The sequence below is a fragment of the Pseudomonas sp. CAU 1711 genome, assembly GCF_039888625.1.
Classification (GTDB): Bacteria; Pseudomonadota; Gammaproteobacteria; order Pseudomonadales; family Pseudomonadaceae; genus Aquipseudomonas.
In genome coordinates, this window is the sequence record NZ_JBDQQT010000007.1 from 1 (window position 1) to 25659 (window position 25659).

A 25659-nucleotide genomic window follows, 5' to 3' on the forward strand; every position below is an offset into this window, starting at 1 on the left:
TGCGGGTCTGCTTGCGCTTGCCGGCGTACTCGGCATCGGCGAAGGTCATCTGCTTCATCGGGAAACTCGGGCAACGGGATCGGCGTATTTCACCAGATTCGGGAAGTCTTCTTCAGAATTTCCCTAGGGGCTCACTTAGGGATAACTAATCGCAGAAGGTGCAATGGTTCCAGGAGCAGCCGTTGGTGACCGGCAGGATCAGCGAGTGGGCCTCGCTCGGCGGGCGGAACACCGGCTCGATATAGGCGATGGGAAATTCGGCAGACATGACTCGAGACATAGGTTAGTCAATGATCTCGCGAGCTAGAGCCAGGTTAGGCGAAAGCAGGCGAGGCAGCAGAGTTTACAGACGGTAAATGAGCATGCCGAGACGCCGCGTCCCGGCCTGCTTTCAACAACGCATGGCCGACGCGCCGCAGATCATCAGCCGCCGATGATTTTCATGATGGTGGCACCGCCCGCAAAGGCGACTTCCTGCTTGTCCGCCAGGGCGCGCACCAGCAGGCGCTGCAGGGCCGGCAGGGCCTGGTGGCGGGGCTTGTCGAGCAGGTCGCCGACATAGTGGCGGTTGCTCGACGACAGGCAGCCATGCAGCCAACCGGTGGACGACAGGCGCAGGCGCGAGCAGGTGCGGCAGAACGGCACGCTCTCGTTGGCGATCACACCGAAGAAGCCGCGCCCGGGTATCTCGTAGCGCAGCGCGGTGGCATCCAGCGGCGCCGGGGCCTGGGCGAACTCGTGTCGTTCGCCGATCCTCGCCAGCAGCTCATCCATGCCGTAGAACTGCTGCTGGAAACCCGCGCCGTCGCGGGCCAGGTGGCCCATGCGCATCAGCTCGATGAAGCGCAGCTCGAAGCCGCGCTCCAGGCAGTAGTCGAGCATGGGCAGCACCTGCTCGTGATTCTGCCCGCGCAGCGGCACCATGTTGATCTTGACCTTCAGGCCGGCGGCACGCGCGTCCTCCAGGCCCTGCAGCACGGTCGCCAGGTCGCCGCCACGGGCGATGCGGGTGAAGGCCGCGGGGTCGAGGGTATCTAGGGATACGTTGATGCGCCTGAGGCCGCACTCCAGCAGCAGCGGCAGCTTGCGCGAGAGCAGCTGGCCGTTGCTGGTCAGGCCGATGTCCTGCAGGCCGAGGCGGCTGACTTCGCGCAGGAAGTGGTCGAGCTTGGGGCTGACCAGCGGCTCGCCGCCGGTGATACGCAGGCGCTCGATGCCGGCCGCCTCGATCAGGTAGGCCACGCCGCGCACCAGGGCCTCGGCGGACAGCTCGTCCTGGGCCGCGACCAGGCGCTTACCGTCCGGCACGCAGTAGGTGCAGGCGTAGTTGCAGGCGGCGGTAAGGCTGACGCGCAGGTTGCGGAAGCGACGGCCCTGGCGGTCGACGATCATCGGAAAACTCCGGGCATGTTCACTCCGGAGTGTAAGCCCGCCGCCGGCTGCGGAAAACGCATCATTGGCGGGCTGAATGTCACGTCAGGCAGCCGGCGTTTCGCTGTCGCGTTTGCGCTTGTTGCCCATGCGCACGCCGATGTCCATGAGGAACTGGAAGAAGGCGTCCTGATCCTCCAGCACGTTACTCCAGAACGGGTGGTGATACAGCGCCACGGCGCCGTGCACCAGCGCCCAGGCGGCGCAGTAGTGGAAGTACGGCGGCACGTCTTCCAGCTTGCCTTCCTCGATGCGCCCCTCGATCAGCTGGGTCAGGCGCTCGAAGTTGGAGGCGCGAATCTTGTGCAGCTGCTCGACCATCTCCGGCACCTGGTTGCCCTTGACCACCTTCTCTTCCAGGCGGTCGAACAGGCGGTAGCGCTGCGGGTCGCGCATGCGGAACTCGAAGTAGGAGCGCGACAGCGCCTCCTTGTCCTTGGCCACGGACTCGGAGTGGAACAGCGCATTGAGGTCGCGCTCGTAGTCCAGCATCAGGCGCAGATAGATCTCGGCCTTGGACTTGAAGTGCTTGTAGATGGTGCCTTTGCCGATTCCGACCGCATCGGCGATCATCTCGACAGTCACGCTGTCTTCACCCTGTTCAAGGAAGAGCTTGAGCGCGGTATCGAGAATTTCCTGCTCGCGGCGACGGAATTCACGGACTTTGCGAGGTTCTTTGTTCATAAAGTGACTACAGGACGAAGAATCGAGGCGCGATATTATGCCTGTTCAGCACGAAAATGCACGGATCATCGGCCCAATGCCCGATCTAAGCGACGAATTCCCCCTCTCTCCCGGCCTGCGCTACCTCAATCACGCGGCTGTTTCCCCCTGGCCCAGGCGCGCCAGCGAGGCCGTGCGGCGCTTCGCCGAAGAGAATGCCAGCCTGGGCGCGCGCGATTATCCGCAATGGCTGCAGGTCGAGAGTCGCCTGCGCGAGCGCTGCAAGCGCCTGCTGAACGCGCCGAGCACGGCCGATATCGCGCTGGTCAAAAATACCTCGGAAGCCCTCTCCTTCGTCGCCTTCGGACTGGACTGGCGGGCCGGCGACCAGGTGGTGGTCAGCGACGAGGAGTTCCCCTCCAACCGCATCGTCTGGGAGGCGCTGAAACCGCGCGGTGTGGAAGTGATCCAGACGAGCCTCGCCGGCAGCGACCCCGAAGGCGCCCTGCTGGCGGCCTGCGGCCCGCGTACCCGCCTGCTGGCGATCAGCTCTGTGCAGTACGCCAGCGGCCTGCGCCTGGACCTCACGCGCCTGGGCGCCGGCTGCCGTAGGCTGGGCGTGCTGCTGTGCGTCGACGCCATCCAGCAGCTCGGCGCCCTGCCCTTCGACGTGCAGGCCTGCGACTGCGCCTTCGCCATGGCCGACGGCCACAAGTGGATGCTCGGCCCGGAAGGACTCGGCCTGTTCTACTGCCGCAGCGACCTGCGCGAGCAGCTGACCCTGCACGAGTACGGCTGGCACATGCTGGAGCACGCCGGCGACTACGACCGCACGGACTGGCAGCCGGCGCGCACGGCACGCCGTTTCGAGTGCGGCAGCCCGAACATGCTCGGCGCCATGGCCCTGGAGGCCAGCCTGGCGCTGCTCGAGGAAGTGGGCATGGAGCGGGTGGCGGCGCAGCTGGAAGAACGCATGCTGCAGCTGCAGGAGGGTCTGCTGCGAATCGCCGGCGCGAGCCTGCACAGCCCGTTGAACCCGGCCCGCCGCGCCGGCATCCTGACCTTCAGCCTGGCCGGCTGGGAACGCCAGGCGCTGTTCGCCCGCCTGCGCGCGCAGCAGGTGATCTGCGCACAACGCGGCCCCGGCATCAGGTTTTCCCCGCATTTCTACACCGATCCTGCGGTGATCGAGCAGACTCTGGCCCTGCTGGACCAGTTGCGACAAGGCTGAGTGCTCAGCAGGCGCGACGGTATTCCAAATACGTTTAAGAAACTCTCTCAACCAATCTGGACGATTGGAAATACTGGCCAATACTTCAAGTACTGGTGCGCGGCATCTCCCCCCAAGTGCCCCGCCAGTCTGGGTACCGTGGATCGCGTACCTTGTTTTACTCCTAATGGTCTTGACCCGGATTCATCCCCCAGAACCCGGGTTTTTTTTGCCCGCGATTTATTAAAGTGGTTGCCAAACAGGTGATCCACGCGCTTGATCGCGCTTGACGCAGGAGTTACCCAGCAAGCTCCCGCCAAAACTGATCAGCGCCAAACGAGCACCTCGAAACAAGGCGTGACACAGCTAACCAAGGGGGTCAGCCCCCGTGCCGACCAACCTCACCCCCGCTCAACAGCCGCCGGCGCTATCTCGAACGGACTGGCACTGCGCCGCTGATTTCGGTCTTCCCGCGGCGTCGCGCCGAAGAAGTTGCGGTAGGCGCTGGAGAAGTGCGGTCCGGAGGAGAAACCGCAGGACAGCCCGATCTGGATGATCGACTTGCTGGTCTGCATCAACAGCTGGCGCGCCTTGTTCAGGCGCAGCTCCAGGTAGTACTGGCTGGGCACGCGGTTGAGGTACTGCTTGAAGATGCGCTCCAGCTGCCGCCGCGACACGCATACATGCTGGGCGATCTCGTCGGTGGTCAGCGGCTCCTCGATGTTGGCCTCCATCAGCAGCACCGCCTGGGTCAGCTTGGGATGGCTGGAGCCGATGCGGTTCTGCAGCGGGATGCGCTGGCGCTCGCCGCCCTCGCGAATGCGCTCGACCACCAGCTCCTCGCTCACCGCGCCGGCCAGTTCGGCGCCGTGGTCGCGGGCCAGCACGGCCAGCAGCAGGTCGAGCACGGCCAGGCCGCCACAGGCGGTCAGGCGGTCGCGGTCCCAGTCGAACAGGTGGCTGGTGGCGATGACCTTGGGGAAGCGCTCGGTGAAGTCGTCCTGCCAGCGCCAGTGCACGGCGGCGCGGTAGCCCTCGAGCAGGCCCAGCTGGGCCAGCGGGTAAACCCCGGCGGACAGGCCGCCGATGATGCTGCCGGCGCGCGCCAGCTGCTTGAGGGCCAAGGCCAGGGGCGGAGCGACCTGGGCCGGCGGCTCGTCGGCCAGCAGGAACAGGCGCTGGCAACCCTCCAGGCGCCCGACCCAGGGCTCGCCCGGCATCCGCCAGGCGCCGTCGGCCGGCGTTTCCGCCTGGAGGAAGCGCAGCTCGTAGGACACTTCCGGATGGACGCGCTGCGCCACGCGCAGGGCTTCTTCGGCCAGGGCCAGGGTCATGGGCCTGGTTTCCGGCCAGATCAGGAAACCGATGCAGTGGGCAGTGGCAGTCATGGGCAGAGTTTAGTGCTTACTTCAGACTGCCGGAAAGGAACTGCTTCAGGCGCTCGGACTGCGGGTTGGCCAGCACCTCCTTCGGGCAGCCGGTCTCTTCCACCAGGCCCTTGTGCAGGAAAATCAGCTGGTTGGAGACCTCGCGGGCGAAGCCCATCTCGTGGGTCACCACCACCATGGTGCGGCCTTCCTGGGCCAGGTCCTGCATCACCTTGAGCACTTCGCCGACCAGCTCGGGGTCCAGCGCCGAAGTCGGCTCGTCGAACAGCATCACCTCCGGCTCCATGGCCAGGGCGCGGGCGATGGCCACGCGCTGCTGCTCGCCACCGGACATATGGGCGGGGTACGCATCCTTCCTGTGCGCCACGCCGACCTTGGCCAGGTAGTGCTCGGCCTTCTCGATGGCCTCCTTCTTCGGCACGCCGAGCACGTGCACCGGCGCCTCGATGATGTTCTCCAGGGCGCTCATGTGCGACCACAGGTTGAAGTGCTGGAACACCATGGACAGGCGCGAGCGCATGCGCTGCAGCTGCTTGGCGTCGGCGGCCTTGAGCGCACCGTCCTTGTTGGCCACCAGCTTGAGCTCCTCGCCGTTGAGCAGGATCTTGCCGCCGTGCGGCTGCTCCAGCATGTTGATGCAGCGCAGGAAGGTGCTCTTGCCCGAGCCGCTGGAGCCGATGATGCTGATCACGTCGCCGGCCTTGGCCGCCAGGGACACGCCCTTGAGCACTTCGTGGGCGCCGTAGCGTTTGTGCAGATCCTGAACTTCGAGTTTGTACATGGTTGGCTTCTCGTGTGGATCAGTCGCTCAACAGGCGACCCTGACGAATGGGTTGGGTGCCGGCCACCTTGGCCAGCCAGAGCCCGGGTTGGGCGAAGCGCAGGCGCTCGCGCACGTAGAGCACTCCGGAGGTGGACGCCCGCACGACACTGTGACGGTCCTCCAGCGGGTCGATGACCTCGAACAGCGGATCGCCGGCGGCGACGCGCGCGCCAATCGGCTGCAAAAAACTGACCACGCCGGCATGCGGCGCATAGGCGTACTCGGCACCGGCGAAGGGCGTGACGGCGCAGCCGGGCGCCGGCGCGGGCGGCCAGGCGCCCTCGATCAGCCCCTGCTCGGCGAGGCAGGCGAGGATGCTTTCGGCACTGGCCTCGGCGCGCTCGCGCTCGGTATCCGCCATGCCGCCCAGCTCCACGGTCGCCGCCTGGCAGGCCAGCGGCACGGCTGCCTGCGGGAAGCGCCGTGATAGGCGCAACCAGGCCATCGAGCAGGCCTCGTCGAAGGAGCTGCCGCCGGTGTCCTCGGCTACCAGCACGGCGCCGGCACCGAGGCGCGCGGCCAGCGAGGCGAAGGCCTCGGCCTGCTGGGGAATCATGTACAGGTGCACCACGGCATCGAAGTCGCAATGCAGGTCGAGCACCAGATCGGCGTCACAGGCATGGCGCAGCAGCAGGCGCTGGAGGCCCTGCAGCTCGGAGCCGGCCGGCGGCAGGGCCTCCAGGGCGGCGCGCATGCTCTCGCGGATCAGCCGCACATTGGCGGCGCCATCCGCTCCCAGGCGCCCCTCCAGTTGCGGCGCGACCAGTGCGGCCAGGTCGACGAAGTCGCGGTTGAAGTTCTTGCCGCTGCCCAGCTCGAAGCGCCCCTGGCTGGTGGCCTGGAACATCTGGCCGAGGCCGATCGGATTGGCCACAGGCACCAGCTCGATCACCCCGGTCAGCCGCCCCTGCCCTTCCAGCTCGGCCAGGCGACGCTTGAGCTCAACCGCCACGCGCATGCCCGGCAGCTCGTCGGCGTGCAGGCTGGCCTGGATATAGGCCTTGCGCTCGCCCGCGCCGAAACGGAACACACTCAGGGTGCGCTCGGTGCCGGGGCAGCCCCAGGGCAGGCGGTGGTCGATGCGTTGCATGCCGGTCGTCGCCTCAGTGCTTGCGCGGGGCCAGGTAGGCCAGCCAGCGGCGCTCGGCCAGCTTGAACAGGCGCACCAGGATGAAGGTCAGCACCAGGTAGAACACACCGGCGGTGATATAGGCCTCGAACGGCAGGTAGTACTGCGAGCTGACGGTCTTGGCCGCGCCGGTGATGTCGATCAGGGTCACCACCGAGGCCAGGCTGGTGGTGTGCAGCATCATGATCACCTCGTTGCTGTACTGCGGCAGCGCACGGCGCAGTGCCGACGGCAGGAGGATGCGCCGGTACAGCTTGGCGCGCGACATACCCATGGCCTTGGCCGCTTCGATTTCGCCATGCGGCGTGGCCTTGAGGCTGCCGGCGAGAATCTCGGCGCTATAGGCGCTGGTATTGATGGCGAAGGCCAGGCAGGCGCAGAAGGTGGCGCTGGACAGGTAGGGCCACATGAAGCTCTCGCGCACCACCTCGAACTGGGCCAGGCCGTAGTACAGCAGGTAGAGCTGCACCAGCATCGGCGTGCCGCGGATGGCGTAGGTATAGAGCCAGGCCGGGAAGTTGATCACGGCCTGCTTGGAGACGCGCATCAGCGCCAGCGGCACGGCCAGCGCCAGGCCGAAGGCCAGGGCGATCACCAGCAGCTTGAGGGTGACCAGCACGCCGCCGAAATACAGCGGCAGGCTGTCGAGTACCACGTTGTAATCGAAAAGCATGGTGGCTCCCTCAGATCTCGGCGGCTTTCACGCCGACCGAGTAGCGGCGTTCAAGATGGCGCAGCACCAGCAGCGACACGCTGGTCATGACCAGATAGATGGCGGCTGCCAGGAGGATGTAGGTGAAGGGCTCGCGGGTCGCGTCGCCGGCGCTCTTGGCGCGGGCCATCATGTCCTGCAGGCCGACCAGGGAGATCAGCGCGGTGGCCTTGACCAGCACCAGCCAGTTGTTGGTCACGCCGGGAATGGCCAGACGGATCATCTGCGGCACCAGAATGCGGAAGAACACTCGCAGCGGGCTCATGCCATAGGCCAGGCCGGCCTCGCCCTGGCCCTTGGGGATGGCCATGAAGGCGCCACGGAAGGTTTCGGACAGGTAGGCGCCATAGATGAAGCCCAGGGTACCGACCCCCGCGATGAAGGGGTTGATGTCGATGTAGTCTTCGTAGCCCACCAGCGGGGCGATGCGATTCACCAGATCCTGGCCGCCGTAGAAGATCAGCAAAATCAGCACCAGATCGGGAATGCCGCGGATCACGGTGGCGTAGGTCTCGCCCATCAGGGCCAGCCACTTCATGGGTGACAGACGAAAGGCCGCACCGAGCAGGCCGAGCGCGATGGCCACCGCCATCGACAGCAGGGCCAACTGCACGGTGAGCCAGGCGCCGTCGAGAATGGTCGAGCCGTAGCCGTTGAACATGGAATCTATCCTCTGAAACGCAGGAGGAGGCCCTATCGAGGGCTGGGGACGCGGCGCAGCCGACGGCGCGCCTGGCGTCGCCTCACCCTCTCCGCCCAGGAGAGGGTGGGGACAGCGGCGTTACTCGCCGTAGACGTTGAACTGGAAGTACTTATCCTGCACTTCCTTGTACTTGCCGTTGGCCCGGATGGCGGCGATGGCGGCATTGATCTTCTCGGCGGTGGCGGTGTCGCCCTTGCGCACAGCGATGCCTGCGCCGTCGCCGAAGTACTTCGGCTCGGTGTAGTCCGGACCTACCAGGGCGAAGCCCTTGCCGGCGTCGGTCTTGAGGAAGCCGTCGTCGATGTTGACCACGTCGGCCAGGGTGGCGTCCAGGCGACCGGCGGCCAGGTCGAGGAAGATCTCGTTCTGCGAGCTGTAGCGCACCACCTCGATACCAGCCGGAGCGTACTGCTCGGTGGCGTAGCGGTCATAGATGGAGGCGCGCTGAACGCCGACCTTCTTGCCTTTCAGATCGACCAGCGGGTCCTTCAGCTCGGTGCCGGCCTTCATCGCCAGCTTGGCGGGGGTGTGGTAGTACTTGTTGGTGAAGTCGACCGACTTCTTGCGCTCGTCGGTGATCGACATGGACGACAGCACGGCGTCGAACTTGCGCACCTTGAGGGCCGGAATCAGGCCGTCGAACTCCTGCTCGATCCACTGGCACTTGACCTTCATCTCTTCGCACAGGGCGTTGCCGATGTCGTAGTCGAAGCCGGTGATGTTGCCTTCCGGGGTCTTGTAGGCGAAGGGCGGGTAAGCCGCCTCGATGCCGATGCGCAGCGGTTTGTCTTCTGCCTGGACCAGCGCACTGAAAGCGGTCAGCGCCAGCGCGCCGAGCAATAGGATCTTCTTCATCTTGTGCTCCTTCGATTGGATACCGCGATTGGCAGAACTGCGACTCGCCATGGCCATGGGTGAATTGTAGAAAGAGTCACCGTCTTTGCCGCCGCGCAAGCGCGAGCAAAGGGACTGGCCAAGTGGGCGGCATTCTATCGACAGGGGTAAGGTCGATATTTCTTGAAAGCGACAACAAATTACAGAAGCACAGGAGCGGGCAAGACCGTATGTTGACATTCGCCGCAAGACATGCAGTAAAAGAATAGAGACAAAACAGAATTATCAAGCACTAATCGCGCCAAATAATAAAAATATCAATGAAATCATAACATTACAAATACAAATAATGCACTGGTACGGTGCGGGAAGGCTTCCGCACACCCCATTCGGGTGCAGGCGTTACCAATCGTCACCCTGCCGCCGACTTCTTGTGAGAGCAGTCGCATATCGACATCACGACGACCAGCGCCTGGCTCATTTTGATTAGCCTAGCGCGCCGCCAAACTGCCCTCCGGACTTCATGCCCCAGCACTTCCTCCTCCTCGCGCGCGCTATCGCGCTGACCAGCGTCGTGGCCACAGCCGCAGCGGCGACGCCGGTTGCAGCCAACGCTCCCAGCGAACGACTGGCGGAGCGGGGAGGCTGGACCCTCAACTTGCGGGATGCGGACATCCGCGACTTCATCGAGCAGATATCCAGCATCGGCGGCCAGACTTTCATCGTCGACCCCAGGGTCAAGGGGCGAGTCACTGTCATGGCGCAGCAGGCGATGACCCCCGATGAGGTCCACCAGCTGTTCCTCGCGGTGATGACCACTCACGGCTTCGCCGTGGCCGCCCAAGGCAATCAACTGAGCATCGTGCCGATAGTCGACGGCCGCACCCTGCCCGGGCAGCGGGGCAACTTGGAAACCCGCGTGCTGCAGGTGCAGCAGGGCTCGGTCGGCGAACTGATGCCGATGATTCGCCCACTGGTCGCCAACCACGGCCACCTGGCCGCCGTGCCTTCCTCCAACAGCCTGATCATCAGCGACGCCCCCGCCAATATCGAGCGCATCCACGGCATAGTCGAGCAACTCGACAGGGGTAGCCTGCATGACTTCACCCTCTACGAGCTACGCCATGGCTGGGTGCAGGAAATGGCCGAAGTGCTCGCCGCCACGATCAAACAGCAGCAGGCCGGCGGCGCCCAGGTGATCGCCGATACCCGTGGCAACCGCCTGCTCCTGCTCGGCCCCAGCGCCGCGCGCACGCGCCTGCTGCAGCTGGTGCAGAGCCTGGATACGCCCAGCGCGCGCTCGGCCAATGCCCGGGTGATTCGCCTGCGCTATGGCGACGCCAAGCAGCTGGCCGAGACCCTGGGCGAGCTCGGCGACGGCCTCGACAAGGGTGCCGAGGCCGCTCGCCCCGCACTGGTACGCGCCGACGAGGGCCTCAACGCCATCGTCATCCTCGCCGAGCCGGAGCGCGTCGACACGCTCGAAAGCCTGGTCCGTCAACTCGACGTGCCGCGCGCCCAGGTGCTGGTGGAGGCAGCCATCGTCGAGATATCCGGCGACGTCAACGAGGCGCTGGGCGTGCAATGGGCCATAGGCGCCCATGGCGACTCGGCTCTGGGCGGCGTCAACTTCGGCAACACCGGCCTCTCGGTGGGTACCCTGCTCGGCGCCATCGCCAACGACAAGCAGGGCGAACTGGCGAGCCAACTGCCCAATGGCGCCATAGTCGGCGTCGGCAGCGACGGTTTCGGCGCCCTGATCACCGCGCTCTCCTCCACCGGCAAGAGCAACCTGCTGTCCACTCCGAGCCTGCTGACCCTGGACAACCAGGAGGCGGAGATCCTGGTCGGGCAGAACGTGCCCTTCCAGACCGGCTCCTACGCCACCAGCGCCTCGGGGGCCGGCAACCCCTTCACCACCATCGAGCGCAAGGACATCGGCATCACCCTCAAGATCACCCCGCATATCAACGAGGATCTCACCCTGCGCCTGGTGATCGAGCAGGAGATCTCCTCCATCGCGCCCAGCACCCAGGCGGTGGACCTGGTGACCAACAAGCGCTCGATAAAGAGCACGGTGCTGGCCGAGAACGGCCAGGTGCTAGTGCTCGGCGGACTGATGCAGGACGACGTCACCCGCAGCGAGAGCAAGGTACCGCTGCTAGGTGACCTCCCAGGTGTCGGCGGCCTGTTCCGCTCCACCCGGGAGACCCGCCAGAAACGCAACCTGATGGTCTTCCTGCGGCCCAGCGTGGCCCGCGACGGCGCCGGCCTGGCGGGCCTGAGCGAAGGCAAGTACCGCGACCTGCGCCTGCTCGGCGGGCCCCGACAGCGCCTGCCCGAACAGGCGCAGCAGTTGTTCGACCGGCAACCGGCGGAACAGCCCCCTGGCGTTCCGGCACAGGCCTTCTCCGCGCCCGAGCGAGCCGAGCCCGAAGTGCCCATCCTCGACGGCCGTGGAGGCGAGGAACTGCTCCCACCACGCGCGCAGGCGCCAAGCGACGAGCCGCCGCGCCGCCATACCATCGAGCTGATCCGCGGCAGCAGCGCGGAGTTCATGCGCGCCCTGCTGCAGCGTCACCCCGGCCAGCCGCTGCGCCTGGAGCAACGCGGCCAGGGCGGCGAGAGCGAGTACGCCATCCTGTTCAGCAGCTATCCAAGCCGCGAGCTGGCCCTCAGGGCCCTCACCGACCTGCCCAGCGACCTGCCGCAGCGTCAGGCGAAAGTGATCGCCGAGCGCTGAGGCAGCCAGTCGACATAACGGCAGCGACCTGGTCTACGTTCGCAACGAGACCCGCGTCTTAATCCCAGCCATCTCCCGCCTGCACATCCCCGGCTGTGAACCAGATAGCGCTTTGCCAGCGCTCCGCTCCCTAGACTGCGCGCCGTTCCCCCCTGCGGGGTCAATGGAGAGATCGCATGTCGAAACTATGGATATCCGCCGCCCTGGTCGCGGTGATCTCCGGCGTCACTGCCGGCCTGCTGCTGACGCAGGAACCACAACCGGCGCAGAAGCAAGCCGGAAAAGATGTCGACCAGACGCAGCCGAGCGACACGCCGGCCGCCGCGCCCCTGGCCAGCGCCGAGCAAACCGTCGCCCCCGCCCAGCCGCAGGCCCAGGCCCCGGCCCCCCTGCAGCGCGAGCTGAAGCTGTGGGACCAGCAGTCCCTGGTCGCCGGCGAAAGCCACGGCGTGCCGGTGCACGAAACCCAGATCGATCCCAGCCTGCTGCAGGCCATCGGCCTCGACCAGACCCTCACCCTGGGCCTGCCGGGGCGCCAGCAGCCCGTGCGCGCCACCCTCACCGAGACCCGCAACAACGGCGGCGCCGCGGTCTGGCAGGGCAAGCTGCTGGACGGCAGCGACGCCGACAACCTGACCCTGGTCAGGGGCGCCCTGGAGACCCACATCACCGTCAACACGCTGGACGGCACCCTGTCGATGATCATCGACAACGCAACCGGCAAGACCGTGATCACCGACGAGAACGAACTGGTGCTACGCGCCGACCCCAACGACGCCGTGCCGTTCGGCGCCGGCGAGCTACCGCCCATGGCGCCGCCGGCGCGGGGCTGAGTCTTCCCACATCACAAGGATTGCCGATATGAAGAAACTGCTCACCGGCCTGAGCCTGGCCCTGGCCGCCCAGGCAGCCCAGGCCAACCCGCAGACCGTCGACATCATGGTGCTCTACACCAAGGACGCGCTGGCCCTGCCCAATGGCCGCGACATCGACGCACGCATCGCCAGCTACATCGAGTACGCCAACAACGCCTATGCCAAGAGCGGCGCCAACCTGCGCCTGCGCCTGGTGCACAAGCAGCTGCTCGACTGGGCCACCTACTACGACGTCTCCAGCAGCAACCTCAGCCGCTTCACCAACGATGCCCAGGTCCAGCGCCTGCGCGAGCAGTACGGCGCCGACGTGGTGCAACTGCTCAACCGCACCACCAACGGCCAGGGCTACGGCGTGTGCGGCATCGCCTGGCTGGGAACCGGGGCGAAGAATAGCGACCAGTTCTACAGCAACGCCAAGGACATGGCCTACGGCCTGACCGGCGTCGACTGCAGCCTCAGCACCTTCGCCCACGAGGCCGGTCACAACATGGGCCTGCGCCACTCCTACGAGCAGGACCTGCAGGACGGCTACTACCAGAACCACAGCGGCACCCACGAGTGGAGCCGCGGCTACGGCGTGCAGGGCCAGTTCAGCACCATCATGGCCTACCCCCAGGTGTTCGGCGCGCGCCGCCAGTCGCCGCTGTTCTCCACCCCGCGCCTGGTCGACGCCGAGTGCGCCAACCAGGCCTGCGGCCAGCACGACCATGCCGACGCCGCCCGCGCGCTGAACAGCATGGCCGTACAGATCGCCAACTTCCGCCCGACCAAGGTGCCTAACACCGGCACGCCGACCAACCCGCAGCCCGAGCTGCCCTGGTGCAGCAAGCCGGCGCTCAAGGGTCTGGTCGGCAACGGCGAGTTCCGCACCAGCGAAGGCTGGCGCGCACTGTTCGGCAGCGCCGAGCTGGCCCTGGTCAACGTCGCCACCGGCTGCCGCGACAACGCCCTGCAGTTCAACACCCAGGGCTTCGACCTGCTGGCCACGCCGGTCAGCGGCTTGCGCAGCGGCGTGCAGTACCGGCTCAGGGCCAAGGCTATGCTCAAGGCCGCCAACAGCCGCGAGAACGTGCGCCTGGCCATTCTGAACGAGGACGCCGAGGGCCGCCTGAGCTACAGCGGCGAACAGTCGGTGAGCCTGTCGGTGACCGGCAACGAGTTCAGCCGCCTGGAGAAGAGCTTCACCTACAAGGTGGGCAGCAGCGTCCCGCGCAATCAGTACGTCGCCATCTGGACCGACAGCGGCAACGGCCTGCTGGCCGACGAGGTCGAACTGGTCGAGATCGCCGCCAAACCGCCGGTGGTGCCGCCGGCCCCCACCCAGTTCGGCTGGAACTTCGAGAACGGTATCGGCGGCTGGTCCGGCTTCCACGGTAGCGCCCGTGTCAGCAGCTTCGCCAGCGGCGGTCGCCAGGCACTGGAGGCCTACAACCGTCAGTACGAAGGCTCCGGCGCCAGCGCCAGCCTGCTCGGCAATGTCCAGGCCGGCCAGCGCTACCGCTTCAGCGCCGATGTTACCGTCGGCCGCAGCAGCAGCGTCAGCGCGGTGGCCTACGCCTATCTGTACCTGGAGGACAGCAGCGGCCGTGGCCAGTACCTGTCGCTCGGCCAGAAGCAGACCCGTGGCGGTACCTGGAGCAAACTGCAGCAGGACATCCAGCTGCCGGCCGGCACCTACCGCCGCATCGACCTGCTGATGCTGGGTACCCAGAAGGGCCAGTCGCTGTTCGTCGACAACGTCGCCCTGAACAAGCTGTAACGCCCCACAGGGCCAGGAGCCCCATGTCCGCGCGAGCGGGCATGGGGCTTTTTCGTTCCCGCCATCGCCCGAGACGCGCCCTGCACCATGGCGGGCAGGCTGGCACCTCATAAACGAAAAAAAACGGCTTGTGGCTGTAATGCTGTTCACTTAACGGCATCACGGCCACGGCCGGACTTTTCCTGGTTCAGGTCTGCGGCTGTCGTTCTCCCTCTCCCCCCTGGGAGAGGGCCGGGGTGAGGGCCAGGCAACGAGTAGGCGATAGTCCCTCACCCCCCAGCCCCTCTCCCGGCGAGAGAAGGGAGCGCTCTCAAGACACCGCGACATCCAGGTCATGGTATTGCGCAGTGTTCTTCGCTGCTGGCCCAAGCCAGAAAAGCGCCGCGACTATGTAAAGGAAGTCGCGGCGTTTTCTTAAGTCAACAGCATTACGGCTTGTGGCCGGGGTTGTGCACGCCTCGCGGGCCGCCCGGTCAGGCGGCCTGCATGGTGCGATGGGTCTCGATGAGGTGTTGCACCACGCCGGGGTCGGCCAGCGTGGAGATGTCGCCGAGGGCATCGTATTCGGCGACGGCGATCTTGCGCAGGATGCGGCGCATGATCTTGCCCGAGCGGGTCTTCGGCAATCCCGGCGCCCACTGGATGACGTCCGGCGAGGCGATCGGGCCGATCTCCTTGCGTACCCAGTTCTTCAGTTCCTGGCGCAGCTGCTCGGAAGCCTCCTCGCCGGCATTCAGAGTCACGTAGACGTAGATGCCCTGGCCCTTGAGGTCGTGCGGCATGCCGACCACGGCGGCCTCGGCGACTTTCGGGTGGGCGACCATCGCGCTCTCGATCTCGGCGGTGCCCATGCGGTGGCCGGAGACGTTGAGCACGTCGTCCACCCGCCCGGTGATCCACCAGTAGCCGTCCTCGTCGCGGCGCGCGCCGTCGCCGGTGAAGTACATGCCCTTGAAGGTCTTGAAGTAGGTGTCGACGAAGCGATCGTGATCGCCGTACAGGGTGCGCGCCTGGCCCGGCCAGGAGTCGATGATCACCAGATTGCCCTCGGTGGCGCCTTCCAGGATGTTGCCCAGGTTGTCGACCAGCGCCGGCTGCACGCCGAAGAACGGCCGCGCGGCGGAGCCCGGCTTCATCGGATGGGCGCCCGGCAGCGGGGTCATCAGACAGGCACCGGTCTCGGTCTGCCACCAGGTGTCGACGATCGGGCAACGGCCCTGGCCGACGTTCTCGTAGTACCAGTGCCAGGCCTCGGGATTGATCGGCTCGCCCACCGAACCCAGCAGACGCAGGCTGGATCCATCGGCACCGGCCACCGCGGCCTTGCCCTCGGCCATCATGGCGCGGATCGCCGTGGGGGCCGTGTAGAGGATATTGACCTTGTGCTTGTCGATGATCCTGGCCACGCGGGTGACGTCCGGATAGTTCGGCACGCCTTCGAACATCAGGGTAGTGGCGCCGTTGGCCAGCGGACCGTAGACCAGGTAGGTGTGGCCGGTGACCCAGCCGATGTCGGCGGTGCACCAGAACACTTCGCCCGGACGGTAGTCGAACACCCGCTCGTGGGTCAGCGAGGCGTAGGTCAGGTAACCACCGGTGGTGTGCAGCACGCCCTTGGGCTTACCGGTTGAGCCGGAGGTGTAGAGGATAAACAGCGGCTCCTCGGCACCCATTTCCTTGGGCGCGCAGGTGCTACCGGCGACCTTCATCAGGTCCTCGTACCAGACGTCGCGGTGAGAGTTCCACTTGATCTCGGCGCCGGTGCGCTTGGCCACGATGACTTTCTGGATGCTGCGGGTTTCCGGGTTGGTCAGCGCGTCGTCGACGTTGGCCTTGAGCGGAGTCTTCTTGCCGCCGCGCAGGCCCTCGTCGGCGGTGATCACCAGCTTCGACTGGCAGTCAATGATGCGCCCGGCCAGCGCCTCCGGCGAGAAGCCGCCGAACACCACCGAGTGAATGGCGCCGATGCGGGTACAGGCGAGCATGGCCACCACCGCCTCCGGGATCATCGGCATGTAGATGGTCACCACGTCGCCGCGGTGCACATCCTGGCCGCGCAGGGCGTTGGCGAACTTGCACACCTGCTCGTGCAGCTCGCGGTAGGTGATCTCGCGGTGCTCGGCGGGATTGTCGCCTTCCCAGATGATCGCCACCTGATCGCCGCGAGTCTCCAGATGACGGTCCAGGCAGTTGGCGGAGACGTTGAGGGTGCCGTCGGCGAACCACTGGATATCGACGTGATGGTCGTCGAAGGAGGTCTGCTTGACCTTGGTGTACGGCTTGATCCAGTCCAGACGCTTGCCCTGCTCGCGCCAGAAGCCATCCGGGTTGACCACCGACTGCTGATACATGGCCTTGTAGGTGGCCTCATCGGTCAGGGTATGGGCGGCCACCTCGGGGCGCACGGGGTAGAGGGAAGCAGCGGTCATGGCAGTACCTCGAAGGGCGGTTGTTTTTGTATGGGCCCTTTTGTATCCCCCCCCTCCCCCTGGAGCCATTCGACCATGGTCTTACCGCGAAAATAGGCGAGCCTTCGTGCATCGCTGACGCTGGCCATAGGGCGTTTCTTGACGCATGAAGCCAGGCGCCGCCGGACCAGGCCGCAATCCCGCGATGACGCAAAAAAAAACGGGAGCCCTACTGGACTCCCGCACTCGATCAGTTGAGCAAAACCACGGAGGCAACCTGCCTGCCGTGGCTACAACCTCACCAGCGTTCACCTGGAACGCACGTCCCATTGTCGCCAGAAACAAGCGCTTGCTCTGTTTAGCTTGGGTTAACGCCGTGCAACGAAATGTAAACGCTGGCCGGCCGCAGGCGCCCACGGCAGAATGCCGCCATGAATCATCCCGCCTTCTTCCAACTGCAGGCAGATCTGCCCCACTGGCTGCCCGACAGCCAACTGGTGCTGGCCCGCTTCGACCCCAGGCTGCTGCGCGCCGAGGATTTCGCCGCCTGCGCCGTGCCGATGGTACGCGGGGTGGCCAAGCGTCAGGCCGAGCACCTGGCCGGACGCCTGTGTGCGCGCGAGGCGTTGCGCCGGCTCTGCGGCCAGGCGCTGCTGCCCGGGCGCGATGCCGAGGGCGTGCCGCTGTGGCCGGCCGGCATCTGCGGCTCCATCAGCCATGGCGCCGGCCGAGCGGCCGCGCTGGTGGCATACAGTCGGGACTGGGCAAGCCTGGGCATCGATCTGGAGCAACGCCTGAGCGAGGAGCGTGCGGCGCGGCTGGCCTGCGAGATCCTCACCCCGGCTGAGCTGCAGCGCGCCGCACGGCTGTCGCCGCAGGCGCTGGCCGAGCGGGTGAGCCTGACCTTCTCGCTCAAGGAGAGCCTGTTCAAGGCGCTCTATCCGCTGGTGCGCCAGCGCTTCTACTTCCAGGATGCCGAACTGCTGGAGTGCGACGCCGCGCAGGCGCGTCTGCGCCTGCTGATCGACCTGCACCTCGACTGGCCGGCCGGCCGTGAACTGGATGGCCACTTCAGGATGCAGGATGACCTGCTGCTGAGCCTGGTGCCGATCAGCCCTGCCAGGCGCTGACGAAATCGGCCGGCTGCAGCGCCGGCGGCACGCGCCGCTCGCCCTCGAAGCTGCCGAGATAGAGGAAGCCGACGATCTTCTCCTGTACCGTCAGGCCCAGCCCGGCCCGAACCCGGGGATTGTGGGTCAGCTCGCCGGTGCGCCACATGGCGCCGAAACCCAGCGCCTGGGCCGCCAGCAGCACGCCGTGGGCGGCGCAGCCGGCGGACAGCACCTGCTCCTCGTGCGGCACCTTGGGATGCTCGCTGAGGCGGGCAATGACCACCATCAGCAAGGGCGCGCGTAACGGCATCGCGCGGGCCTTGTCCAGCGCCTCGGGCTTGGCCTCGGGATTGCTCGCCAGCAGCGCCTGGGCGAACAGCTCGCCAAGGCGCGCGCGGGCCTCGCCCTCGACCATAAGAAAACGCCAGGGCCGCAGTTGGCCATGGTCCGGCGCGCGCAAGGCGGCGCGCAGCAGCAGTTCGCGCTGGGCGGCGTCCGGCGCCGGCTCCAGCAGGCGGCCTACGGAAACGCGGTTGAGCAGCAGATCGAGGGCTTGCATGGCCTTCTCCTGGGATAACAGGCCGGCATTCTAGCCGATTACGCGACCTGTTCCGGCAACAGGGGCGGTTGCAGCGGCGGCAGGCCGTGGGCGGCACGGGCCGCATCGCAGTGGGGATTGTGCCGCCCGTCTTCCCAGCTGGCGGTGAATTCGCGGCAGGTGCTGGAGCGCTGCTCGTACATGCTGCAGCGCGTGGCGCCGCCCACATCGCCGAGCAGTGCCTGGCAGCGCGCCGGCTTGGCGGTGGTGCCGATCATGGCCACATGGTGCGGGGTGATCTGCTCGACCATGGCATCGGGCACGCTGCCACCGGCGGATTGGCACTCGCCCCAATAGAAGGACACACGAAAATACGCGCAGCAGGCGCCGCACGTGAGACAGGGATTGCGTTCGGACATGATGGGAGGACTCAGAGAACCGGCGAGGGCCGGCGACCGTGGCGCTATTCTATGAATCGGCTCGGCGCTGTGAAGCCCCCGGTCGACGGATTTTACAGCCCGGTCGGCACGGGTAGAATGGCGCCTTCGTTTCCGCCCGAGCGAGCCACATGGCCCTGCCGACCCTGCGCATCATCGGCTTCATCATCGGTCTCTTCCTCATCACCCTGGCCGTCAGCATGGTGATTCCCATGCTGACCCTGCTGGCCTTCGAGCGCACCGACGACCTCGACGCCTTCCTCTGGTCGAGCCTGATCACCTTCGTTGCCGGTCTCGCCCTGGTGCTGCCCGGCAGGCCGAAAAACGCGCAGCTGCGCCCGCGCGACATGTACCTGCTGACCACCGCCAGCTGGGTGGCGGTGTGCGTGTTCGCCGCCCTGCCGATGGTGATCATCGCCCACATCAGCTACACCGACGCCTTCTTCGAGACTATGAGCGGCATCACCACCACCGGCTCCACCGTGCTGGTGGGGCTGGACAAGATGTCGCCGGGCATCCTGATCTGGCGCTCGCTGCTGCACTGGTTGGGCGGCATCGGCTTCATCGGCATGGCGGTGGCCATCCTGCCGCTGCTGCGGGTCGGCGGCATGCGCCTGTTCCAGACCGAGTCCTCGGATTGGGGCGAGAAGGTCATGCCGCGCTCGCACATGGCGGCCAAGTACATCCTGCTGATCTACCTGGCCCTCACCGGGCTGGGCCTCCTGGCCTTCTGGGGCGCCGGCATGTCGCCCTTCGATGCCCTCAACCACTCGATGGCATCGATCTCCACCGGCGGCTTCTCCACCTCCGACCTGTCCCTGGCCAACTGGTCGCAACCCGCCGTGCACTGGGTGGCGGTGCTGCTCATGATCCTCGGCGGCCTGCCCTTCATGCTCTATGTCGCCACCCTGCGCGGCAATCGCCGCGCCCTGTTCAAGGACCACCAGGTGCGCGGCTTCCTCGGCTTCCTGCTGCTCACCTGGCTGGTGTTCGGCACCTGGCTGTGGCTGCACTCCGAGCACAGCTGGTGGGACGCCTTGCGCATCGTCGCGGTCAACGTCACCTCGGTGGTCACCACCACCGGCTTCGCCCTGGGCGACTACACCACCTGGGGCGGCTTCGCCGTGCTGCTGTTCTTCTACCTGACCTTCGTCGGCGGTTGCTCCGGCTCCACCGCCGGCGGCCTGAAGATCTTCCGCTTCCAGGTCGCCTATGTGCTGCTCAAGGCCAACCTGACCCAGCTGGTGCACCCGCGCGCGGTGATCAAGCAGCAGTACAACAATCACAACCTGGACGAGGACATCGTCCGCTCGCTGATCACCTTCTCCTTCTTCTTCACCATCACCATCGGCGTGCTGGCCCTGGCCCTGACCCTGGTCGGCCTGGACTGGGTCACCGCGCTGACCGGCGCCGCCACCGCGGTGTGCAACGTCGGCCCGGGCCTGGGCCCGATCATCGGTCCGGCCGGCAACTTCGCCAGCCTGCCGGACGCCGCCAAATGGCTGCTGACCGCCGGCATGCTGCTGGGTCGCCTGGAAATCCTCACCGTGCTGGTGCTGGCCACCCGAACCTTCTGGAAACACTGAGGCCGATGTCCCTATCCACCCTGCGCGTCCTCGCCTTCATCAACGGCATCTTCCTGATCACCCTGGCGGTGAGCATGCTGGTACCGGTGGGCACCCTGCTGGTATTCGAACGCCATCAGGACATCAACGCCTTCCTCTGGCCGAGCCTGATCACCTTCGTCGCCGGCATGGGCATGATGGTCCAGGGCAAGCCGCAGCAGACCCACCTGCGCCCGCGCGACATGTACATGCTGACGGTGTCGAGCTGGCTGCTGGTATCGCTGTTCGCCGCCCTGCCCTTCGTGTTCAGCCAGCACATCGGCTACACCGACGCCTACTTCGAGAGCATGTCGGGCATCACCGCCACCGGCGCCACGGTGCTCACCGGGCTGGACGCCATGTCGCCGGGCATACTGATCTGGCGCTCGCTGCTGCACTGGCTGGGCGGCATCGGCTTCATCGGCATGGCGGTGGCGATCCTGCCGATGCTGCGCATCGGCGGCATGCGCCTGTTCCAGACCGAGTCCTCGGACCGCTCGGACAAGGTCATGCCGCGCTCGCACATGGTCGCCAAGTACATGGTGGTGGCCTATGTCGGCCTCAGTGCGGTGGCGGTGCTGGCCTTCTGGCTGGCCGGCATGGGCCTGTTCGACGCGATCAACCACGCCATGTCGGCCATCGCCACCGGCGGCTTCTCCACCTCCGACGCCTCCCTGGGCAAGTGGCAGCAACCGGCCGTGCACTGGGTGGCGGTGCTGGTGATGATCCTCGGCAGCCTGCCCTTCGTGCTCTATATCGCCGCCCTGCGCGGCAACTTTCGCGCGCTGCTGCGCGACGAGCAGGTGCGCGGTTTCCTCGTCCTGCTGCTGGGCAGCTGGCTGATGCTGACCTGCTGGAAATGGGCCACCACCGACCTGCACTGGCTGGACGCCCTGCGCCACGTGGCGGTCAATGTCACCTCGGTGATGACCACCACCGGCTTCGCCGTCGGCGACTACCATCTGTGGGGGCCCTTCGCCAGCATGCTGTTCTTCTACCTGGGCTTCGTCGGCGGCTGCTCCGGCTCCACCGCCGGCGGCCTGAAGATCTTCCGCTTCCAGGTCGCCTACATCCTGCTCAAGGCCAACCTCAAGCAGCTGATCCACCCGCGCGCGGTGATCAAGCAGCAGTACAACCGCCATCGCCTGGACGAGGACATCGTCCGCTCGATTCTCGCCTTCGCCTTCTTCTACACCATCACCATCGCCGGCCTGGCGCTGGCGGTGGCCATGTGCGGAGTGGACTGGATCACCGCGCTGAGCGGCGCGGCGGCCATGGTCTCGGGCGTCGGCCCGGGCATGGGCGAGGTGATAGGCCCGGCCGGCAACTATGCCAACCTGCCGGAGCTGGCCAAGTGGATACTGACCATCGGCATGCTGCTCGGCCGCCTGGAGATCCTCACCGTGCTGGTGCTGCTGTTCCCGGCCTTCTGGCGCCACTAAGCGGGCGCCGACCTCCATCGCCTGGAAAGAAATGCGCTACGGGCACCAGTGAATCTGCAGCGGCGCCCTGAGCAGTGCGCGAACCGGCAGTTCCTCGGCCGCGCCGGGCTGCAGGGCGCGGGCCAGCACCGCCAGCTTGAGCGAGCCCTGGATGGCCAGCAGCGACGAGCGCGCAGCGGCCAGCACCGGCAGGGTCAGGCTCAGGCGCTCGACCGGCGCGCTCGGCGCGCGCATCGGCAGCACGCGGCGCGGGCAGTCGGCGCTCAGCGCCTGGTCCAGAGCGGGGCTGCCCGGAAACAGCGAGGCGCTATGGCCGTCCTCGCCCATGCCCAGCAGCAGCACGTCGGCCGGCGGCAGGCCGGCGTATGCAGCCTCGGCCAGCTCGGCGGCCTGGGCATGGCTCGCCGCCGTGCGATACAGGCCGACGCAGCAGGCCGCGGAGGCCGCGCCGCGCAGCAGATGACGGCGCACCAGGGCCTCGTTGCTGTCGGCATGCGACGGCGCCACCCGGCGCTCGTCGACCAGCCCCACCAGCACCCGCTGCCAGGGCAAGGCCTCGCGCGCCAGGCGCTCGAACAGCGCCACCGGGCTGCGCCCACCGGAGACCAGCAGCAGGGCGCGGCCGCGCTCGGCAATCGCCGAGCTCAGGGCATGCGCCACCTGCAGCGCCAGTGCCTCGGCCTGGGCCGCCGCATCGGCGTGCTGATGCGCGATCACCCCGCCCGGCAAATTCAGCTCGCCCAGCTTCATCGCAGCGCCTCCAGGCTGGCGGTAAAGGCGCTGGCGCCCTGCTCCGCCGTGCTGAAGCTGGCGCGCATGAAGGCGAACAGCTCGCGCCCGCAGCCGGCGGCGGGCGGCGGCGCCGCCAGCGGCGTGCGGGCGGCCAGTTCGGCGGCGTCGACCAGCACGCGCAGCTCGCCGCTGCGACCGTCGACGCGGATCGGGTCGCCGTCGCGCACCCTGGCCAGCGGCCCGCCATCGAAAGCCTCGGGGCACACATGGATGGCCGCCGGAATCTTGCCCGAGGCACCGGACATGCGCCCGTCGGTGACCAGCGCCACCTTGAAGCCGCGATCCTGCAGCACACCGAGGAAGGGCGTGAGCTTGTGCAACTCGGGCATGCCGTTGCAGCGCGGGCCCTGGAAGCGCACCACGGCGACGAAATCGCGCTCCAGCTCGCCGGCCTGGAAGGCGGCGGCCAGCTCGGCCTGGTCGTGGAACACCCGCGCCGGCGCCTCCACCACCTGGTGCTCGGGCGCCACGGCGGAAAGCTTCATCACCGCCCGGCCGAGATTGCCCTGCATCAGGCGCAGGCCGCCCTCGGGCGAGAAGGGCCGCGCCGCCGGGCGCAGGATGCTCTCGTCGAGGCTGGCGCCGGCCCCCGCGCGCCACACCAGGCGCTCGCCGTCGAGGAAGGGCTCCTCGGTGTAGCGACGCAGGCCGGGGCCGGCCACGGTCTGCACCTGCTCGTGCAGCAGCCCGGCGTCGAGCAGTTCGCGGATCAGCAGCGCGGTGCCGCCGGCGGCGTGGAAGTGATTGATGTCGGCCTTGCCGTTGGGATAGACGTGGGCCAGGGTCGGCACCACCTCGGACAGCTCGGCCATGTCCTGCCAGGTCAGCTGGATGCCGGCGGCGCGGGCGATGGCCGGCAGGTGCAGGGTATGGTTGGTCGAGCCACCGGTGGCGTGCAGCGCCACCACGGCGTTGACCAGGCAGCGCTCGTCGACGATATGGCCCAGCGGCAGGTACTCGCCGCCCTGGCGGGTCAGCCGCACCACGCGCTGCGCGGCGGCGCGGGTCAGCGCCTCGCGCAGCGGCGTATCGGGATTGACGAAGGAGGCGCCGGGCAGGTGCAGGCCCATCACTTCCATCAGCATCTGGTTGGTGTTGGCGGTGCCGTAGAAGGTGCAGGTGCCGGGGCTGTGGTAGGCGGCCATCTCCGATTCGAGCAGCTCCTCGCGGCTGGCCTTGCCCTCGGCGAAGCGCTCGCGCACCGCCGCCTTGTCCTTGTTGGACAGGCCCGAGGGCATCGGCCCGGCCGGCACGAACAGGGTCGGCAGGTGGCCGAAGCGCAGCGCGCCGACCAGCAGGCCGGGCACGATCTTGTCGCACACGCCCAGGCACAGGGCGGCGTCGAACATGTTGTGCGACAGCGCCACGGCGGTGCTCATGGCGATCACTTCGCGGCTGGCCAGGCCGATCTCCATGCCCGGCTCGCCCTGGGTCACGCCGTCGCACATGGCCGGCACCCCGCCGGCCACCTGGCCGACCGAGCCGACCTCATGCAGCGCCTGCTTGATCAGTGGCGGATAGTGCTCGAAGGGCTGGTGCGCCGAGAGCATGTCGTTGTAGGCGCTGACGATGGCCACGTTGGCCGCGTCGGGCAGGCGCAGGGTCTGCTTGTCGTGGCCGCTGCAGCCGGCCACGCCGTGGGCGAAGTTGGCGCACTGCAGCTTGCCGCGCTGCGGGCCCTGCTGCGCGGCCGCCTCGATCAGCGCCAGGTAGTGCGCGCGGGTGGCGCGGCTGCGCTCGACCAGGCGCTCGGTGACTCGCAGTACAAGGGGATGCATGTGTCGGCTCCTCTGTTCCCTACCCACCACTTTACCGCCGCGCGGCGCTGAAATCTTTGGTCGGAATTTCGCGGCTGCCCCGGCGCCCGGGCGGCGCTACCTTAACGGCCTGCACTGTCGACGAGAAGACCGATGGACTCGATCACCCAGGCCGTGCTCGGCGCCACCCTGCAGGGCGCCCTGCTCGGCCGCTGGCAGGGCCGCCGCGCCCTGCTCTACGGCGCCATGCTCGCCACCCTGCCCGACCTCGATGTGGTCATCGACTATGGCGACGCCGTGGCCAACATGACCGAGCACCGCGGCTTCAGCCATTCGCTGCTGCTGCTCAGCGTCCTGGCCGTGCCGATCACCGCAGCGGTGCGACGCTGGCGGCCCAACCCGGCCTATTCGAGCACACGGCTGTTCCTCGCCATATGGCTGGTGCTGATCACCCATCCGTTGCTGGATGCCTTCACCGGCTACGGCACCCAGCTGTTCTGGCCGCTGACGCCGCCCCCCATCGCCTGGTCCTCGATCTTCATCATCGATCCGCTGTACACCCTGCCGCTGCTGGTGGCCGTGGCCGCCGGCCTGTGGCGCGGCCTGCGCGGGCGCTGGCAGTGGCTGGCCTATGGGGCGCTCGGCCTGTCCAGCCTGTACCTGGCCAGCACCCTGGCCGGCAAGCAAATGGCCGAGCGGCACGTCGAAGCCGAGCTGGCGCGCCAGGGCATCCAGGCCGAACAGCTGTTCAGCACGCCGACGCCGTTCAACAGCCTGCTGTGGCGGGTGATAGTGATAGATGGCGACGATTACCACGAGGCGCTGGTCGGCTGGCTGGACCGGGCCCCTCCGCGCCTCGAGCGTATTCCGCGTGGCGGCGAACTGGCCGCGCTGCTGCGCCACTCGCCGCAACATCAGCGATTGGACTGGTTCACCCACGGGGTGCTGCGCTACGACCGGGTCGACGAGCAGTTGATAGTCACCGACCTGCGTCTGGGCATGACCGGCTTCCACCCCTTCCGCTTCGTCTTCGCAGAGCGCCGCGACGGCCGCTGGCAGCCGCTGGCCGAAGTCGATCGCCTGCCCTTCAGCCGTGGTCATCCCGAACATCTGCTGGTGCTCTGGCGGCGCATCTGGAACGAGGGCCAGCCGCTGTCGCTGCTGGCCTGGGCCGACGAGCTGAGCCGACCAACTGGCGTGCGCCCCTGACGCTGCCGCGCATCCGACGGGAGAGGGGCGCCCCGGCCGTTGTGGCCCGGATGCAATCCGGGGTCGGTGCTGCCTGTTTCCCGGATTGCA

The 25659-nt window shown here is 67.1% G+C and carries 21 protein-coding genes and 1 pseudogene; 8 read left to right on the forward strand and 14 right to left on the reverse strand.

Going from position 1 to position 25659, the window contains the following annotated elements:
• Positions 1 to 148 precede the first annotated feature (148 nt).
• From AAFN46_RS09235 to AAFN46_RS09245, 3 genes and pseudogenes are all read right to left on the reverse strand, one after another.
• Positions 149 to 268 (reverse strand): annotated as a pseudogene (locus tag AAFN46_RS09235) (radical SAM protein); the annotation flags it as partial.
• Between the two features lie 155 nt (positions 269 to 423).
• Complete coding sequence (locus tag AAFN46_RS09240) at positions 424 to 1392, reverse strand: radical SAM protein (RefSeq protein ID WP_347808390.1); 969 nt, start codon at positions 1390 to 1392, stop codon at positions 424 to 426.
• An 84-nt stretch (positions 1393 to 1476) separates the two neighbouring features.
• Complete coding sequence (locus tag AAFN46_RS09245; RefSeq protein WP_347808391.1) at positions 1477 to 2115, reverse strand: TetR/AcrR family transcriptional regulator; 639 nt, start codon at positions 2113 to 2115, stop codon at positions 1477 to 1479.
• 76 nt (positions 2116 to 2191) lie between these two features.
• Between AAFN46_RS09245 and AAFN46_RS09250 the strand changes: the two genes are divergently transcribed.
• Positions 2192 to 3325 carry an aminotransferase class V-fold PLP-dependent enzyme gene (locus tag AAFN46_RS09250; protein WP_347808392.1) on the forward strand — a complete coding sequence of 378 codons (1134 nt, stop codon included), beginning with the start codon at positions 2192 to 2194 and terminating at the stop codon, positions 3323 to 3325.
• A gap of 380 nt (positions 3326 to 3705) precedes the next feature.
• Here the strand turns inward: AAFN46_RS09250 and argR are convergent, their stop codons facing one another.
• From argR to AAFN46_RS09280, 6 genes are all read right to left on the reverse strand, one after another.
• Positions 3706 to 4692, reverse strand: coding sequence for a transcriptional regulator ArgR (argR, locus tag AAFN46_RS09255; RefSeq protein ID WP_347808393.1), 987 nt, complete (start codon positions 4690 to 4692; stop codon positions 3706 to 3708).
• A gap of 16 nt (positions 4693 to 4708) precedes the next feature.
• Complete coding sequence (gene aotP / locus AAFN46_RS09260; RefSeq protein ID WP_347808394.1) at positions 4709 to 5473, reverse strand: arginine/ornithine transport ATP-binding protein AotP; 765 nt, start codon at positions 5471 to 5473, stop codon at positions 4709 to 4711.
• Positions 5474 to 5492: 19 nt separating this feature from the next.
• On the reverse strand, positions 5493 to 6605 hold the full coding sequence (locus AAFN46_RS09265) for a succinylglutamate desuccinylase/aspartoacylase family protein (protein WP_347808395.1): 1113 nt from the start codon (positions 6603 to 6605) through the stop codon (positions 5493 to 5495).
• Between the two features lie 13 nt (positions 6606 to 6618).
• Positions 6619 to 7317 (reverse strand): ABC transporter permease, encoded by a 699-nt coding sequence (locus tag AAFN46_RS09270; RefSeq protein WP_347808396.1) that lies wholly within the window; start codon positions 7315 to 7317, stop codon positions 6619 to 6621.
• Between the two features lie 10 nt (positions 7318 to 7327).
• The gene (locus AAFN46_RS09275) at positions 7328 to 8017 is read right to left on the reverse strand and encodes an ABC transporter permease (RefSeq protein WP_347808397.1); all 690 of its coding nucleotides are present in this window, start codon (positions 8015 to 8017) and stop codon (positions 7328 to 7330) included.
• 120 nt (positions 8018 to 8137) lie between these two features.
• Positions 8138 to 8914: an ABC transporter substrate-binding protein gene (locus AAFN46_RS09280; protein WP_347808398.1), complete on the reverse strand. Its 777-nt coding sequence runs from the start codon at positions 8912 to 8914 to the stop codon at positions 8138 to 8140.
• Positions 8915 to 9416: 502 nt separating this feature from the next.
• Between AAFN46_RS09280 and gspD the strand changes: the two genes are divergently transcribed.
• The 3 genes from gspD (at position 9417) to AAFN46_RS09295 (ending at position 14270) form a co-directional block, all read left to right on the forward strand.
• Positions 9417 to 11636, forward strand: a complete 2220-nt coding sequence (gspD, locus tag AAFN46_RS09285) for a type II secretion system secretin GspD (RefSeq protein ID WP_347808399.1) — start codon at positions 9417 to 9419, stop codon at positions 11634 to 11636.
• Positions 11637 to 11812: 176 nt separating this feature from the next.
• Complete coding sequence (locus AAFN46_RS09290) at positions 11813 to 12469, forward strand: hypothetical protein (RefSeq protein WP_347808400.1); 657 nt, start codon at positions 11813 to 11815, stop codon at positions 12467 to 12469.
• 28 nt (positions 12470 to 12497) lie between these two features.
• A complete protein-coding gene (locus AAFN46_RS09295; protein ID WP_347808401.1) occupies positions 12498 to 14270 on the forward strand; it encodes a zinc-dependent metalloprotease family protein in 1773 nt (590 codons plus the stop codon).
• Between the two features lie 473 nt (positions 14271 to 14743).
• On the opposite strand, the gene acs is transcribed toward AAFN46_RS09295, so the two are convergent.
• A complete protein-coding gene (acs, locus tag AAFN46_RS09300; RefSeq protein WP_347808402.1) occupies positions 14744 to 16699 on the reverse strand; it encodes an acetate--CoA ligase in 1956 nt (651 codons plus the stop codon).
• A 410-nt stretch (positions 16700 to 17109) separates the two neighbouring features.
• Here acs and AAFN46_RS09305 point away from each other — a divergent pair, with 410 nt between their 5' ends.
• Positions 17110 to 17808 (forward strand): 4'-phosphopantetheinyl transferase superfamily protein, encoded by a 699-nt coding sequence (locus AAFN46_RS09305; RefSeq protein ID WP_347808403.1) that lies wholly within the window; start codon positions 17110 to 17112, stop codon positions 17806 to 17808.
• On the opposite strand, the gene AAFN46_RS09310 is transcribed toward AAFN46_RS09305, so the two are convergent.
• A complete protein-coding gene (locus AAFN46_RS09310; RefSeq protein ID WP_347808404.1) occupies positions 17789 to 18349 on the reverse strand; it encodes an NAD(P)H nitroreductase in 561 nt (186 codons plus the stop codon). The two genes, AAFN46_RS09305 and AAFN46_RS09310, sit on opposite strands and share 20 nt — an antisense overlap.
• Positions 18350 to 18387: 38 nt before the next feature.
• Positions 18388 to 18747 (reverse strand): YkgJ family cysteine cluster protein, encoded by a 360-nt coding sequence (locus AAFN46_RS09315; RefSeq protein ID WP_347808405.1) that lies wholly within the window; start codon positions 18745 to 18747, stop codon positions 18388 to 18390.
• A gap of 149 nt (positions 18748 to 18896) precedes the next feature.
• On the opposite strand from AAFN46_RS09315, the gene AAFN46_RS09320 reads away from it, so the two are divergent.
• Positions 18897 to 20351, forward strand: coding sequence for a TrkH family potassium uptake protein (locus tag AAFN46_RS09320; protein ID WP_347808406.1), 1455 nt, complete (start codon positions 18897 to 18899; stop codon positions 20349 to 20351).
• A gap of 5 nt (positions 20352 to 20356) precedes the next feature.
• A complete protein-coding gene (locus tag AAFN46_RS09325) occupies positions 20357 to 21811 on the forward strand; it encodes a TrkH family potassium uptake protein (RefSeq protein ID WP_347808407.1) in 1455 nt (484 codons plus the stop codon).
• Positions 21812 to 21847: 36 nt separating this feature from the next.
• Here AAFN46_RS09325 and pgl read toward each other — a convergent pair whose 3' ends face one another.
• The gene (gene pgl / locus AAFN46_RS09330) at positions 21848 to 22561 is read right to left on the reverse strand and encodes a 6-phosphogluconolactonase (RefSeq protein WP_347808408.1); all 714 of its coding nucleotides are present in this window, start codon (positions 22559 to 22561) and stop codon (positions 21848 to 21850) included.
• On the reverse strand, positions 22558 to 24381 hold the full coding sequence (edd, locus tag AAFN46_RS09335; protein WP_347808409.1) for a phosphogluconate dehydratase: 1824 nt from the start codon (positions 24379 to 24381) through the stop codon (positions 22558 to 22560). The genes pgl and edd overlap by 4 nt, the downstream gene beginning before the upstream one ends.
• A 132-nt stretch (positions 24382 to 24513) precedes the next feature.
• On the opposite strand from edd, the gene AAFN46_RS09340 reads away from it, so the two are divergent.
• Positions 24514 to 25569, forward strand: coding sequence for a metal-dependent hydrolase (locus AAFN46_RS09340; protein ID WP_347808410.1), 1056 nt, complete (start codon positions 24514 to 24516; stop codon positions 25567 to 25569).
• Positions 25570 to 25659: the final 90 nt, after the last annotated feature.

Coding starts and splice junctions, on each gene's coding strand:
- AAFN46_RS09320 (WP_347808406.1), top strand. CDS start 18,897: ATGGCCCTGCCGACCCTGCGCATCATCGGCTTCATCATCGGTCTCTTC.
- acs (WP_347808402.1), bottom strand. CDS start 16,699: ATGACCGCTGCTTCCCTCTACCCCGTGCGCCCCGAGGTGGCCGCCCAT.
- aotP (WP_347808394.1), bottom strand. CDS start 5,473: ATGTACAAACTCGAAGTTCAGGATCTGCACAAACGCTACGGCGCCCAC.
- AAFN46_RS09315 (WP_347808405.1), bottom strand. CDS start 18,747: ATGTCCGAACGCAATCCCTGTCTCACGTGCGGCGCCTGCTGCGCGTAT.
- AAFN46_RS09275 (WP_347808397.1), bottom strand. CDS start 8,017: ATGTTCAACGGCTACGGCTCGACCATTCTCGACGGCGCCTGGCTCACC.
- AAFN46_RS09270 (WP_347808396.1), bottom strand. CDS start 7,317: ATGCTTTTCGATTACAACGTGGTACTCGACAGCCTGCCGCTGTATTTC.
- AAFN46_RS09250 (WP_347808392.1), top strand. CDS start 2,192: ATGCCCGATCTAAGCGACGAATTCCCCCTCTCTCCCGGCCTGCGCTAC.
- AAFN46_RS09325 (WP_347808407.1), top strand. CDS start 20,357: ATGTCCCTATCCACCCTGCGCGTCCTCGCCTTCATCAACGGCATCTTC.
- AAFN46_RS09305 (WP_347808403.1), top strand. CDS start 17,110: ATGAATCATCCCGCCTTCTTCCAACTGCAGGCAGATCTGCCCCACTGG.
- AAFN46_RS09245 (WP_347808391.1), bottom strand. CDS start 2,115: ATGAACAAAGAACCTCGCAAAGTCCGTGAATTCCGTCGCCGCGAGCAG.
- gspD (WP_347808399.1), top strand. CDS start 9,417: ATGCCCCAGCACTTCCTCCTCCTCGCGCGCGCTATCGCGCTGACCAGC.
- AAFN46_RS09290 (WP_347808400.1), top strand. CDS start 11,813: ATGTCGAAACTATGGATATCCGCCGCCCTGGTCGCGGTGATCTCCGGC.
- AAFN46_RS09310 (WP_347808404.1), bottom strand. CDS start 18,349: ATGCAAGCCCTCGATCTGCTGCTCAACCGCGTTTCCGTAGGCCGCCTG.
- AAFN46_RS09340 (WP_347808410.1), top strand. CDS start 24,514: ATGGACTCGATCACCCAGGCCGTGCTCGGCGCCACCCTGCAGGGCGCC.
- AAFN46_RS09295 (WP_347808401.1), top strand. CDS start 12,498: ATGAAGAAACTGCTCACCGGCCTGAGCCTGGCCCTGGCCGCCCAGGCA.
- AAFN46_RS09265 (WP_347808395.1), bottom strand. CDS start 6,605: ATGCAACGCATCGACCACCGCCTGCCCTGGGGCTGCCCCGGCACCGAG.
- edd (WP_347808409.1), bottom strand. CDS start 24,381: ATGCATCCCCTTGTACTGCGAGTCACCGAGCGCCTGGTCGAGCGCAGC.
- argR (WP_347808393.1), bottom strand. CDS start 4,692: ATGACTGCCACTGCCCACTGCATCGGTTTCCTGATCTGGCCGGAAACC.
- pgl (WP_347808408.1), bottom strand. CDS start 22,561: ATGAAGCTGGGCGAGCTGAATTTGCCGGGCGGGGTGATCGCGCATCAG.
- AAFN46_RS09280 (WP_347808398.1), bottom strand. CDS start 8,914: ATGAAGAAGATCCTATTGCTCGGCGCGCTGGCGCTGACCGCTTTCAGT.
- AAFN46_RS09240 (WP_347808390.1), bottom strand. CDS start 1,392: ATGATCGTCGACCGCCAGGGCCGTCGCTTCCGCAACCTGCGCGTCAGC.